The organism is Paenarthrobacter sp. AT5, from assembly GCF_032764245.1.
GTDB classification, from domain to species: domain Bacteria; phylum Actinomycetota; class Actinomycetes; order Actinomycetales; family Micrococcaceae; genus Arthrobacter; species Arthrobacter ureafaciens.
The window spans coordinates 2,654,281-2,666,904 of sequence record NZ_CP136441.1 but is presented as its reverse complement, the minus strand read 5'-3'; the positions used below and the strand labels follow the sequence as shown (position 1 = coordinate 2,666,904).

Sequence of the window (12,624 nt, the reverse complement as noted above, 5' to 3'; positions counted from 1 at the left end):
ATAGCCTGATATGCCCGGCAGGGGAGTGCTGAGTCGACCCTAGGCTTGCTGTATGCCACGCCGGAAAAGGGACGCGTCCACGGACGCTGCAGCCGAGGCATTCCGGCACCGGCTCTCCCGGCACGTCGGGCCGGGAACCAGCGACGAGGCCCCGCCGGGTACGCGCGGCGAGGCCCTGTTGACCTTTGCGGAGCCTGACTCGGAGGGTCCCGGAGAAGATTCGGCCCCGCCGTCCCGGATACGGTTCCGCACCTCGCGGCGGGTGGCGCTCCTGGTGGCCGGCGCTTGCCTGGTCTTGCTCGTCGTGCTGATGTGGCAGGCTTCGGCAGAACCGACCACCAGCACACCCCTTGAGTCAGCTGGAAGCATCACGGACGGCGCCGGACAGCCCGTGGCAGATGAAAACGCTGCGCCCACCAAGGCGCCCGCGGGTGCCGGCCCGAAGGTCACCGTGCATGTCGCCGGAGCCGTCAACAGGCCAGGAGTCGTGTCCTTGCCTGAGGGAAGCCGGGTGTTCGAAGCCCTGGAGGCGGCAGGGGGAGCCACACCCGAGGCTGCCACGGACGCTCTGAACCTTGCGGAGCTGGTTGCCGACGGGGCGAAAATTACGGTACCGGTGGCAGGGGCCGTGTCCCACATCCCCGAAACTGCGGTGGGGTCCGGTGGTGCTTCCGGCGGCGGCGGTTCCAACAGCGACGGCTCCGGCGGCGACGGTTCCCGCGCGTCAGGTGGCAAGATCAACGTCAACACGGCGTCGGTGGAAGAACTCTCCACCCTTCCGCGCGTTGGGCCGGTCATGGCGCAACGGATCGTCGCGTGGCGGAAAGACCACGGACCGTTCCTGTCCGTTGATGACCTGGACGCCGTGGACGGTATTGGTCCCAAACTGATGGAGTCGCTGCGGCCCCTTGTGGCGGTGCAAGGTGGCTGAGGGTAGCGACCACGGCGATGACGGGCGCCTCGACGTCCGCCTGGTTCCGGCTGTCATCGTGGTCTGGGTGACCGCGCTGGCCGGGACCACCTTCCTGCGGGAATCGGGGGCCGCTCTCACGGCCTTGCTGTCGGCAGGGGCTGCTGCGTTGTTGCTGGCAGGTCCGGTTCGCAGGAAGGCCGGGGGAATGCGCGGGAAGCAAGCCGGCCGGGGCCGGACGCTCCCGGTCACCCTCGCGGTTGCTTGCCTCCTTGGTGCTGCGGTTGCCCTCCACTGCACGGTGGACGCGGCAAAGCGGGAATCCGGTCCGTTGGCCGCTGCCGTCAGCGAGGGGCACCCTGTGGTCATCCAAATACGGGTGGCCGGGATTCCGGCGCCTGTTCCTGCGCCGGGTGGCAGCGGCGAGGGGCGTTGGATGGTGCAGGCTGAACTTGAGAACCTCACCGCGCACGGCAGCAAAGTCAGCGGAACCGCCACACTTACGGTCCTGGGGAATGATGCATGGAAAGATGTCAGGCCGGGGCAATCCGTCAGGACGACGGGGATTCCCAAGGAGCCAAGGCCCGGAGAGCCCGATGCTGCCACGCTGTCAGCATCCACCGGGCCCACTCAGGTGGGTAGCGCGTTTGATCCCAAGGACTCGGCAGCCCGGGCACGGGAACGGTTCAGCTTGTCCGCCGCGGAGCTGCTGGAACCGGACCCGGCGGGGCTGCTGCCGGGGATGGTGGTCGGGGACACCAGCACCCTGCCCGCGAGCCTGAAAGCAGCGATGGAAACCTGCGGGATGACACATCTAACGGCTGTAAGCGGCTCCAATTGCTCATTGATTTTGGCCGGCTTTATCCTGCTTGCCCGTTCGCTGCGGCTGTCACGGCCTCTGGCAGCCATCGTCGCTGTTGTGGGCCTGGCTGCATTTGTCCTCCTGGTGGGACCCGATCCGAGTGTTCTACGGGCGTCAGTGATGGGCTTTGTGGGTCTAGTAGCCCTCACGACGGGCCAACGTGGGAGGTCACTGTCGTTCCTTTGTCTCGCCACCACCGCCCTCCTCTTGGTCAGCTCGGGCCTGGCCGTCAGCTTCGGATTCCTTCTGTCCGTCCTTGCCACCTTGGGCATCGTGTTGCTGGCCCGGCGCCTGACGTCGTGGTTTCCCCCTTGGGTGCCCCGATGGCTGGCGGCGGGAGTGTCCGTTCCGTTGTCCGCCCAGCTGGCGTGCGGGCCCGTGATCGTCCTCGTTCAGCCGCAACTGTCGCCGTACGCCCTCGCGGCAAATGTTGTGGCTGGAATCTTCGTGGCGCCGGTGACCATCCTCGGGACGCTGGCCGTCCCTGTTTCAGCACTGGTTCCGTGGCTGGCGCCCGTCCTCTTCTTCGTAGCCGGGAACGCCGCGGCTGCCGTAGCGGCAACAGCCCGGTACTTTGCCGGCCTGCCCGGTTCCGGCCTCCCGTGGGCAGACGGCCCGGTGGGGGTCAGTGCCATGGTGCTCTTGTCGGCTCTTACCCTCTTTGGAACGTGGGCTGTGCTTCATCCGACCGGCGTCATGGTGGGTGTTCGTGGCGTTCATCAACGCCTTGTGCGGCGTCTAAAGGATTGGGAGGTGCGCAATGGTGCCCGCCCTGGCGGTCCCATCACGTTCCATAGGAAGCGCCGGAGCAAACGTGGCAGACTTGAATCCTGCAAACATCCCTCCGGAAGGAACCCCCAGTGGCTGCTGCCCAAAATTCCCGGAACAAGAGCGAGGCCCGGGCCAAGGGCGCTGCGGCGAACAGCGTCGGCTGGCGTGACGCGTCGCCCGCCCCGGTAGTCCTCATCGCAGGGCCCGAGGAGTACTTGGGAATTCGTGCCATGGACCGTATCCGCGCCGAAGTGCGTTCGGCCACCCCGGATGTTGAGCTCACCAAACTCAATGCGGCTTCCTATGAGGCCGGTTCCTTGGCCATGACTGTCGCTCCGTCGCTTTTTGGCGAGGGGAAGTTGGTGGAGGTGGAGGGCCTGGAATCCATGAACGACGCTTTCCTGGCCGATGCCATCAAGTACCTTGCGCAGCCGGAAGATGATGTGGTCCTGGTCCTTCGCCATGCCGGCGGAGTCCGGGGGAAGAAGCTCCTGGATGCCGTGAAGGCCGGGGGCTGGCCGGTCGTCGATTGCCAGCCCCTGAAGAAGGACGCGGACAAGACGTCCTTCGTGGTTGCAGAGTTCAAGGCGTCCGGGCGGAGGATCCAGGGTGACGCGGTCCAGGCATTGGTAAACGCCGTGGGCGCCAACCTGTCCGAGCTTGCCGCGGCATGCAGCCAATTGATCGCTGACGCCACCACGGCCGTCACGGCTGAGACGGTGGATCGCTACTACGGGGGCCGGGTGGAGGCCACGGCCTTCAAGGTGGCAGACGCGGCTATGAGCGGAAATGGACCACTGGCCCTCTCCACCCTCCGTCACGCGTTGTCCACGGGTGTGGACCCTGTTCCCTTGGTGGCAGCGCTGGCGGCGAAGCTGCGGACACTTGCCAAGGTCGCGGGCGCCAGGGGGTCTTCGGCGTCAATTGCCAAGAATCTCGGAATGCAGCCTTGGTTGGTGGAGCAGGCGCAGCGGGATGTCCGCCGCTGGACTCCCGAGGGGCTGATTCGTTCAATCCAGGTCATCGCCGAAGCAGATGCGCAGGTAAAGGGCCTCTCCCGCGATCCCGTTTATGCCGTGGAGCACGCCGTGACAGTGATTGCGACGTCCGCCCAACGGCGGTAGCAGAAGCCGGGCCGGCGCTACGGGGCCCAGGATGACGCTTAAAGCCTGGAGGCCGGCACCCTGGGGTGCCGGCCTCCTGTTCAGCTCAGTCGAACTGGAAAAACCTTAGAGTGCGTTGACCTTCTTGGAGATCGCCGACTTGCGGTTTGCAGCGTTGTTCTTGTGAATAACGCCCTTGCTGACAGCCTTATCCAGCTTACGGCTGGCAGCAACAAGTGCAGTTGCAGCAGCATCCTTGTCAGCAGACGCAACGGCGGTGTTGACGGCGCGGATGGCCGTCTTCAGCTCGGACTTGACGGCGTTGTTACGCAGGCGAGCCTTCTCGTTGGTGAGGATGCGCTTCTTCTGGGACTTGATATTAGCCACGTATGAACTCTCTTTTTAATGCGGAAATGGTCTAGAGGGTTGTCAGGTTGGCCATCGACTGAGCGGCGTGGGGATGCCTATGGCAGCCAACCATGTATGGCCGTCGACCTGCACGGACACACAGCTATAAAGGATAGCAGAAAGACCGTCGTGGCAGGAATTACCGCTCAACGCCGCATGGATGAGTCCGCCAGGGCCCTGATGACTTCCTGGAAAGCCTGCCGGCCGAGCACCGCCCCTTCGCGTCGGATGGCGTTCGGATCCAGTCGGATGACCCTGTCCAGCTTGACCTCGCTGGGCCGGCCCTGACGGTCCCACGGACCCGTGCCGACATCGACGTAATCGTCGGCGCGCGCTCCGTTGTCATGGTCCTTGGAAGTCAGCATGAGTCCGAGGAGCCATTGGCCGTCACGCCCCACCAGGAGAACCGGGCGGTCCTTGCCGCGGGAGTGGTCTTCCTCATAGGGGACCCAACTCCACACGATCTCCCCCGGATCAGGCTTGCCGTCAGGCTTGGGGGAGTAGCTGGCGCGCACGCTTCCGCGGTAGTCGCCGGGGTAGGTCCCGGTTTTAGACACGACGCCGGAGGGCCGGGTTGCTTGCCGGGTCCCGCCTGGCCGGGGACGGGGAGGAGTCGCCGTCCTGCTTGGGGTACCACCCAATGCCCTCAGGGATCGCAGGAGTGCTTTGCCGAGTGGTCGTAAGTCCAGAGCCATAGGACCAAGCTACCGTCCCCATCCCCGCCGGATGGTGATGGCCCCGCCCTGCCCTGATGTACGGGGAACGGCTGGTTCATGGGACACTGGAGGATCAGATGTGCGGTATCTCCTCAGCTGGCCCCTGCCCGGCTTGCGGAACTGCCGCTTGAATGCCGACAGTTAGGACCCTGCGTGTCTCCCATGGCCCGCACCGCACCGGTGCCCGCCGCAACAGATCCGGCCATCATCCGGAACTTCTGCATCATTGCCCATATCGACCACGGTAAGTCCACCTTGGCCGACCGCATGCTGCAGTACACCGGCGTCGTTCAACAGCGCGACATGAAAGCCCAGTATCTGGACCGCATGGACATCGAGCGTGAGCGCGGCATCACCATCAAGTCACAGGCCGTCCGCATGCCCTGGGAGGTTGACGGCACGGCCTATGCCCTGAACATGATCGACACCCCGGGCCACGTGGACTTCACGTATGAGGTATCCCGCTCCCTGGCAGCCTGCGAGGGAGCAGTGCTGCTGGTTGACGCTGCCCAAGGCATCGAAGCCCAGACCCTGGCCAACCTCTACCTGGCTATGGAGAACAACCTCACCATCATTCCGGTGCTGAACAAGATCGACCTCCCCGCTGCGCAACCGGAGAAGTACGCGGCTGAGCTTGCCAACCTCATCGGTGGAGATCCGGAAGATGTCCTCAAGGTTTCCGGTAAGACGGGCGTAGGCGTCGAGGCTCTGCTGGACAAGATCGTCCGCGATCTTCCGGCACCTGTTGGCAATCCGGACGCTCCCGCGCGTGCCATGATCTTTGATTCGGTCTATGACACGTACCGTGGCGTGGTCACCTATGTCCGTGTGGTGGATGGCAAGCTCCACCCCCGCGAACGCATCCAGATGATGTCGACCCGTGCAACCCACGAACTCCTCGAAATCGGCGTGAGCTCTCCTGAGCCCACCCCGTCGAAGGGCCTGGGCGTAGGCGAGGTGGGATACCTCATCACCGGCGTGAAGGATGTCCGCCAGTCCAAGGTCGGCGATACTGTCACCAACCAGGCCAAACCGGCCTCGGAATCGCTCAGCGGGTACGCCGATGCGAAGCCGATGGTCTTCTCCGGCCTCTACCCCTTGGACGGCACGGACTACCCGGTACTCCGCGACGCCTTGGAAAAGCTGATGCTCAACGACGCCGCCCTGGTCTACGAGCCTGAGACGTCAGCTGCGCTGGGCTTCGGTTTCCGCGTCGGCTTCCTCGGTTTGCTGCACCTCGAGATCACGCGCGAACGTTTGGAACGCGAGTACAACCTCGACCTCATCTCTACTGCTCCCAACGTGGAGTATGAGGTCATCTTGGAAGACAAGCGGGTTGTCCACGTCACCAACCCCAGCGAGTACCCCACAGGCAAGATCGCCGAGGTCCGCGAACCGATGGTCTCCGCTACCGTCCTGGCGCCCAACGAGTTCGTCGGCGCCATCATGGAGCTGTGCCAGAGCCGCCGCGGTCAGATGAAGGGCATGGACTACCTGTCCGAGGACCGTGTCGAACTCCGTTACTGGATCCCGCTGGCCGAGATCGTGTTCGACTTCTTCGATCTCCTGAAGTCCAAGACGCGCGGGTACGCCTCGCTGGACTGGAAGGCCGACGGCGAGCAAGTGGCCGACCTCGTCAAGGTCGACATCCTGCTTCAAGGTGAACAAGTGGACGCGTTCAGTGCCATCACGCACCGCGACAAGGCCTATTCCTATGGTGTGATGATGACCGGGAAGCTCCGCGAGCTCATTCCGCGGCAGCAGTTCGAGGTGCCCATCCAGGCTGCCATTGGCTCCCGCATCATCGCCCGCGAGAGCATCCGGGCCATCCGCAAAGACGTTCTTGCCAAGTGCTACGGCGGTGACATCACCCGTAAACGCAAACTGCTGGAAAAGCAGAAGGAAGGCAAGAAGCGCATGAAGATGGTGGGCCGCGTCGAGGTGCCGCAGGAAGCCTTCATCGCTGCCCTCACCACTGACGAGTCGAAGGACAAGGCAAAGAAGTAAATGCCAAGCGTCCTGCCTTTGGGCGATCCGGCACCTGCTGACGGCTTGCTGCCGTCGCAGGTGCTCGCCGACGTCGGACGCCGGAAGTTCGGCTTATACGTCCACATACCGTTCTGCGCGGTGCGGTGCGGCTATTGCGATTTCAACACCTACACCGCGACGGAACTGGGCGGGGGAGCCTCACAAGCTGCCTACTCAGGTACCGCAGCGTCGGAGGTGGACTTCGCAGCGAAAGTGCTTAAGGATTCAGGCCTGCCGCGGCGTCCCATGGGTACCGTTTTCTTTGGCGGTGGCACGCCCACGCTGCTGCCGGCCGAAGACCTCGCGGAGATCCTGCGGACCGCAGTGGGGCATTGGGGGCTGGAAGAAGGCGCTGAGGTCACCACGGAGGCCAACCCGGATTCGGTAACCCGTGAATCGCTGCAGGTCCTCAAGGACGCCGGCTTCACCCGCGTCTCCTTTGGCATGCAGTCGGCAGTCCCGCACGTCCTCAAGGTACTGGACCGGACCCACACGCCAAGCCGTGTCCCCCAGGTTGTCCAGTGGGCCCGGGAAGCAGGGCTGGCCGTCAGCCTGGACCTGATTTACGGGACGCCGGGGGAGTCCATGGCCGACTGGCGGGAGTCGTTGGAGACCGCGCTCTCCTACGAGCCCGACCACATCAGCGCCTACGCCTTGATCGTGGAGGAGGGGACCAAGCTTGCCGCCCAGATCCGCCGTGGCGAGGTGCCCGGCATCGACGACGACGACCACGCGGCCAAGTATGAACTTGCCGACCAGCTGATCTCGGAAGCCGGCCTGGGCTGGTATGAGGTCAGCAACTGGGCCAGGACACCTGAGCAGGCCTGCCGCCACAACCTGGCATATTGGCGCGGCGACGACTGGTGGGGTATCGGCCCCGGAGCGCATTCCCATGTGGGTGGCGTCCGGTGGTGGAACGTGAAGCACCCCGCTGCCTATGCTTCCCGCCTGGTGGCCGGAGAATCTCCGGCTGCGGGCAGGGAAACGCTCGACGCCGGAACACGGGACGTGGAGCGGATCATGCTGGAGGCGCGGCTTGTGTCAGGCCTGGCAATAGACGGCTTGGACAAGGACGGCAGGCGTGCTGTGGCGGGTTTGATAGCCGATGGCCTGGCCGAACCTGCTGCGGCCTTCCAGGGTCGCTTGGTGCTGACCCTTAAGGGACGTTTGTTGGCCGATGCGGTAGTGCGGCGCATCCTGCCGGACTGACTTACGGAAAGATCGGCCCTGCGGAAAGATCGGCGTCGCCGCTACTTGATCCAGCGAAGGTTGAGGCGGTAGCGGTGCGGCTGGCCGTGGTTCACGCGGATGCCGGCGGAGACGGAGAAGCACGTGAGTGCCACCCAGATTGCCGTGGCGATGACGGCAAAGATGTTCCCTACAACCGGTAGCAGTACGAGGATGTTCGCTACGGCCGCTGCAATGGTGGGCGGCAGCGTGAAGTTGAGCGCTTCCTTGGATTCCTGCGCTGTAAAGGGACCCCTGTCGCGGAAAATCAAGTAAATCAGCAGCGAGGGCAGGCACCCGAGGATTCCACCGAAGTGCGCCAGGGTTGCCCACTGGCGGTCCTCGCTGGCTGTGAGAGGGAGTGCGTTTGCAGGCGCGCCATGGTACTGGGGCTGACCTGCGGCCCTGCCCGGTTCTTCTGGGGCGTTCTCTGACACGTTGGTTCCCTTTGCTATAAAAAATGCTGCGGTGTTGCTGTCCCAGAATATAGGGTCCGGGGCTGTTCCGGGACCAACCCGCCGCCCGCCGCCGTCGGACGCCCGGGCGCTGGAGTCAGGGCGCGGTGAGGAAGTCGATGACTTCCTCGACGCGGCCCAGGAGGGAGGCTTCAAGGTCGGCGTAGGTGCGGACCGCGCCCAAAAGGCGCTGCCAGCCGATTCCGATGTCCTCCGCAGTCTCGTGCGGCCAGCCAAAAGCGCGCAGGATCCCCGTCTTCCAGTCCGTACCGCGGGGAACATCGGGCCATTGGGCGATGCCAAGGACCTTGGGCCGGATCGCCTGCCAGACATCCACGTAGGGGTGTCCCACGATCAGGACGTTACGGGCAGCGCCCGGCAAGGTCATCGCTTCGGCGGCGATCCGCGATTCCTTGGAGCCGGCTACGAGGTGGTCCACGAGGATTCCCAGTTTGCGCCCCGGGCCGGGGTTGAAGGCTGCTATCGCGGCTTTGAGGTCATCCACCCCGTGCAGGGGCTCGACGACGATGCCCTCCACGCGGAGGTCGTCACCCCATACTTTTTCCACGAGTTCCGCATCGTGCTTGCCCTCCACCCAGATGCGGCTCGCTTTGGCCACCTGGGCCCGTTGGCCACTGACGCGCACGGAACCCGAAGCTGTCCGGGTGGGGGAGGCTGCAGTGGCGGGCGCCTTGGGCGCGGGAGGCAGGAGCCGGATGGGCTGACCTTCCAGCAGGAAGCCGAAGCCCAGCTGGAAGGACTTGGTTTTTCCGCGCCGGTCTTCGAGGGCCACGATGTGCATCCCGCCGGACTTTTCCACGCGGGTGACCGCACCCACCCAACCGGATTGGGCATCCTCCAGCACCATCCCGCGCTGCACGGGTACCTCCGGGAGCCGCTGTTGGGCAGGAGCGGTCAGGTCCTGTGGACCCCAGGTGTCATAAGCCAAGGAATGACCTACCTCTTCGGGCTTGGACGGCTGCCGGGCCGCAGTCGCCGCCAGGCCTGCCATGGATGTCTGCGCGGGCGGTTTCAATGCTAGCAACGCGGTGGCTCATACTAGACTTGTTAGCACTTGGGCATGTCGAGTGCTAAGCAAAAGGGTCAGCTGAAGGTCCCTCGTGCATCAGTGCATGGGCCGGATGGTCTGTCAGGAGGTGTTGGAATGAGTGAGCCACGCAAACTCGAAGTGCTGCGTGCCATTGTTGAGGACTACGTACATTCGCGGGAGCCTGTTGGTTCCAAGGCCCTGGTAGAACGCCACCACCTGGGCGTATCCAGTGCGACCATCCGCAACGACATGGCGGTGCTTGAAGAAGAGGGGCTGATCGCAGCGCCACACACCAGCGCCGGCCGTATTCCGACGGACAAGGGCTACCGCCTGTTCGTCGACCGGATCTCCCAGGTAAAGCCCTTGTCGGCCGCTGAGCGTCGTGCCATCCACTCCCTGCTTGAGGGGCCGGATGATATGGACGACATCCTTGAGCGGACCGTGAGGCTCCTGTCGCAGCTGACCAACCAGGTAGCCGTCGTGCAGTATCCGCACTCCAAGCGCGCCGTGGTGCGCCATGTTGAGTTCGTCCTCCTCGGGCCAAAGCAAGTGCTCGTGGTGCTGATTGCCGACACTGGAAGCGTTGGGCAGAAGGTCATCGATGCCGGTGCCGACGTTGCCAACGAGGCCCTCATGGCGCTGCGTTCACGGTTCCTGGGCAGCATCGCCGGCACGCAGATGGACCTCCTTCCGCAGGTCTTGCCGTCCGTGGTGGCGCTGTGCCCGCCGGAGCTGCGGGGACTGGCCCAGATGCTGGCCAACGGACTCCAGGCCCTCAGCGATACCAGTAAGGAAGAGCGGATCCTGATGGCCGGCACGGCCAACCTCGCCCGTTCCAACGTGGACTTCCCCCTGAGCATAGGGCCGGTGCTGGAGGCCCTTGAGGAACAAGTTGTCATGCTCCGGTTGTTGTCGGACATGGGGGATGATCCGCGCGGCGTGACAGTGGGCATCGGCCGGGAAAATCCCTACGACGGGTTGGCCGAGGCCTCCGTGGTGGCTACCGGTTACGGTTCCGGCGCCAAGGTTGGAGTCCTCGGTCCCACCCGTATGGACTACCCCACCACCATGGCGGCAGTCCGCGCCGTAGCGCGCTACCTTTCCCGAATTCTCGGCGGCTGAAACCGGCCGTCACCAAAGACCGCAGTACAACAAGGAAGAGATACCGACTTTGAGCAGCCACTATGACGTTTTGGGAGTCTCGCCGGAAGCCACCGGGGAAGAGATCAAAAAGGCGTACCGCAAGTTGGCGCGCAAGCTCCACCCGGATGTAAATCCGGGGGAGGATGTCGCCGAACGCTTCAAGGCCGTGACCCACGCTTACGAAGTCCTGTCAGACCCGCAAAAACGCAGGGTGTACGACGCCACGGGCAATGAAAACGGAACGGACAACGGCTTCGGCGGCGGCTATTCCGGGCAAGGCTTTGCCTTCCAGGACATTTTCGACACCTTCTTTGGCGGGGGCGGGGGTCACGGAGGGCCCGCGTCCCGCGTGCGCCGTGGCCAGGACGCCCTCATCAGCGTGCGCATTGATCTCAAGGACGCCGTGTTCGGCGTCAACAAGAAGCTCGAAGTGGACACCGCTGTTGTGTGCCCCACCTGTGACGGCAGCTGCTGCCGTCCGGGTACCCACCCGGAACGCTGTGACATTTGTGGCGGCAGTGGCCAGGTCCAGCGCGCTGTGCGCTCCATTCTGGGTCAGGTCATGACCACCGCGCCCTGCGGATCCTGTGAAGGATTCGGCACCATCATCAAGGATCCCTGCAACGAGTGCAGCGGCCAGGGCAGGATCCGCAGCCGCCGGTCCCTCACCATCAAAGTGCCCGCCGGTGTGGCCACGGGGACCCGTATCCAGCTGTCCGGCCAGGGCGAGGCAGGCCCCGCCGGTGGTCCGGCAGGCGACCTGTACGTGGAGATCCGCGTCAACAGCGATTCCACCTATATCCGCGAAGGGGACGATCTCCACGCCACGCTAAGTGTTCCCATGACTGCAGCCGCACTAGGCACGGAGTTGACCCTGGAGACCTTCGACGGTCCGCAGGAGATCGATGTGAAGGCCGGTACGCAGTCCGGCGAGATCATCACCCTGCGCGGGCTCGGCGTGACGCATCTTCGCGGTTACGGCCGCGGCGACCTCAAAGTGCACCTGCACGTGGAGACGCCAACCAAGCTGGACGCCGCCCAGGAAGACCTGCTCCGTCAACTCGCCAAACTCCGCGGAGAACAGTTCACGGACGGGAAGCTCGTTGCCAGCGGCGGGATGTTCGCCAAGCTGCGGGACAAGCTCGGTAACCTGTAGCGGTGAGCAACCCCGTATTCTTCGCCCCCGCCGGCAGCCTTGGCGGATTGGTGTCTGGTTCCGTCTTTGTCCTGGAGGGCCCGGAGGCGCGGCACGCCGTGACAGTGAAGCGTCTGTCCGCGGGCGAACCGGTGGATATTTCCGACGGTGAAGGTGCCAGGCTGACGGGTAGGGTCTCCGAGGCAGGGCAAGGCTCGCTGTCCGTGGTTGCGGAAGAAGTAGCCTTTGAGGAACGTCCCGCTGTCCGGTTGGTGCTCGTGCAGGCGCTTGCCAAAGGAGACCGCGACGAACTCGCCATCGAAACGGCTACCGAGCTCGGCATTGATGCTGTGATCCCCTGGCAGGCGGAGCGCTCCATTGTGCGGTGGAAGGGCGATCGCGCCGCGAAAGCGCACGCGAAGTGGCAGTCCGTGGTGACTGCAGCAGCGAAACAAGCACGCCGGGCCTGGATTCCTGAAGTCAGGGACCTGGTGGACACTACAGCGTTGGCCAAAGCGGCCGCCGCGGCGGATTTGGCGGTGATCCTCCACGAGGACGCCAAGAACTCCCTGCGTTCGGTGATTGAGGAGGCCGGGTTCCTCTCGAACAGCGGCCCGGACGCCGCGAGGGAAGTCCTCCTGATCGTCGGTCCAGAGGGTGGGATGGCTCCCCGTGAGGTGACCAGGCTCAGTGATGCCGGCGCGGTGACGGCGCTTTTGGGGCACCACGTGTTGCGATCGTCAACGGCCGGACCGGCCGCCGTCGTTCTGTTGAGCGATATTCTGGGCCGCTGGCGTTAGCAGACGGCGGACCGG

The 12,624-nt window shown here is 64.5% G+C and carries 12 protein-coding genes; 8 read left to right on the top strand and 4 right to left on the bottom strand.

The features are described from left to right. The first annotated feature begins 52 nt into the window (after positions 1-52). From RI444_RS12250 to holA, 3 genes are read left to right on the top strand one after another with little or no spacing between them, the layout of a single operon-like run. The gene (locus tag RI444_RS12250) at positions 53-931 is read left to right on the top strand and encodes a ComEA family DNA-binding protein (RefSeq protein ID WP_207604573.1); all 879 of its coding nucleotides are present in this window, start codon (positions 53-55) and stop codon (positions 929-931) included. Continuing rightward, positions 924-2,732: a ComEC/Rec2 family competence protein gene (locus tag RI444_RS12245; RefSeq protein WP_207604574.1), complete on the top strand. Its 1,809-nt coding sequence runs from the start codon at positions 924-926 to the stop codon at positions 2,730-2,732. Before RI444_RS12250 ends, RI444_RS12245 begins: the two co-directional genes overlap by 8 nt. Beyond that, positions 2,633-3,667 carry a DNA polymerase III subunit delta gene (gene holA, locus RI444_RS12240; protein WP_062096911.1) on the top strand — a complete coding sequence of 345 codons (1,035 nt, stop codon included), beginning with the start codon at positions 2,633-2,635 and terminating at the stop codon, positions 3,665-3,667. Before RI444_RS12245 ends, holA begins: the two co-directional genes overlap by 100 nt. Positions 3,668-3,772: 105 nt before the next feature. On the opposite strand, the gene rpsT is transcribed toward holA, so the two are convergent. Together rpsT and RI444_RS12230 are read right to left on the bottom strand one after the other, a co-directional pair. Further along, positions 3,773-4,033: a 30S ribosomal protein S20 gene (gene rpsT / locus RI444_RS12235; protein ID WP_021470575.1), complete on the bottom strand. Its 261-nt coding sequence runs from the start codon at positions 4,031-4,033 to the stop codon at positions 3,773-3,775. 167 nt (positions 4,034-4,200) lie between these two features. Next, positions 4,201-4,749, bottom strand: a complete 549-nt coding sequence (locus RI444_RS12230; RefSeq protein ID WP_207604575.1) for a type II toxin-antitoxin system PemK/MazF family toxin — start codon at positions 4,747-4,749, stop codon at positions 4,201-4,203. Positions 4,750-4,923: 174 nt separating this feature from the next. Here RI444_RS12230 and lepA point away from each other — a divergent pair, with 174 nt between their 5' ends. Continuing rightward, positions 4,924-6,777, top strand: a complete 1,854-nt coding sequence (gene lepA, locus RI444_RS12225) for a translation elongation factor 4 (protein ID WP_207604576.1) — start codon at positions 4,924-4,926, stop codon at positions 6,775-6,777. Then, positions 6,778-8,007, top strand: coding sequence for a radical SAM family heme chaperone HemW (hemW, locus tag RI444_RS12220; RefSeq protein WP_207604577.1), 1,230 nt, complete (start codon positions 6,778-6,780; stop codon positions 8,005-8,007). A gap of 41 nt (positions 8,008-8,048) precedes the next feature. On the opposite strand, the gene RI444_RS12215 is transcribed toward hemW, so the two are convergent. Next, complete coding sequence (locus RI444_RS12215; RefSeq protein ID WP_207604578.1) at positions 8,049-8,462, bottom strand: DUF4870 domain-containing protein; 414 nt, start codon at positions 8,460-8,462, stop codon at positions 8,049-8,051. 115 nt (positions 8,463-8,577) lie between these two features. After that, positions 8,578-9,429 (bottom strand): DUF3097 domain-containing protein, encoded by an 852-nt coding sequence (locus RI444_RS12210; protein WP_031215963.1) that lies wholly within the window; start codon positions 9,427-9,429, stop codon positions 8,578-8,580. Positions 9,430-9,645: 216 nt separating this feature from the next. Between RI444_RS12210 and hrcA the strand changes: the two genes are divergently transcribed. From hrcA to RI444_RS12195, 3 genes are read left to right on the top strand one after another with little or no spacing between them, the layout of a single operon-like run. Continuing rightward, positions 9,646-10,653: a heat-inducible transcriptional repressor HrcA gene (gene hrcA, locus RI444_RS12205; RefSeq protein WP_207604579.1), complete on the top strand. Its 1,008-nt coding sequence runs from the start codon at positions 9,646-9,648 to the stop codon at positions 10,651-10,653. Positions 10,654-10,702: 49 nt separating this feature from the next. Beyond that, the gene (dnaJ, locus tag RI444_RS12200) at positions 10,703-11,830 is read left to right on the top strand and encodes a molecular chaperone DnaJ (protein WP_021470568.1); all 1,128 of its coding nucleotides are present in this window, start codon (positions 10,703-10,705) and stop codon (positions 11,828-11,830) included. Between the two features lie 2 nt (positions 11,831-11,832). After that, entirely contained in the window at positions 11,833-12,609 is a 777-nt protein-coding gene (locus RI444_RS12195; protein WP_021470567.1) for a 16S rRNA (uracil(1498)-N(3))-methyltransferase, read from the top strand. Positions 12,610-12,624 lie beyond the last annotated feature (15 nt).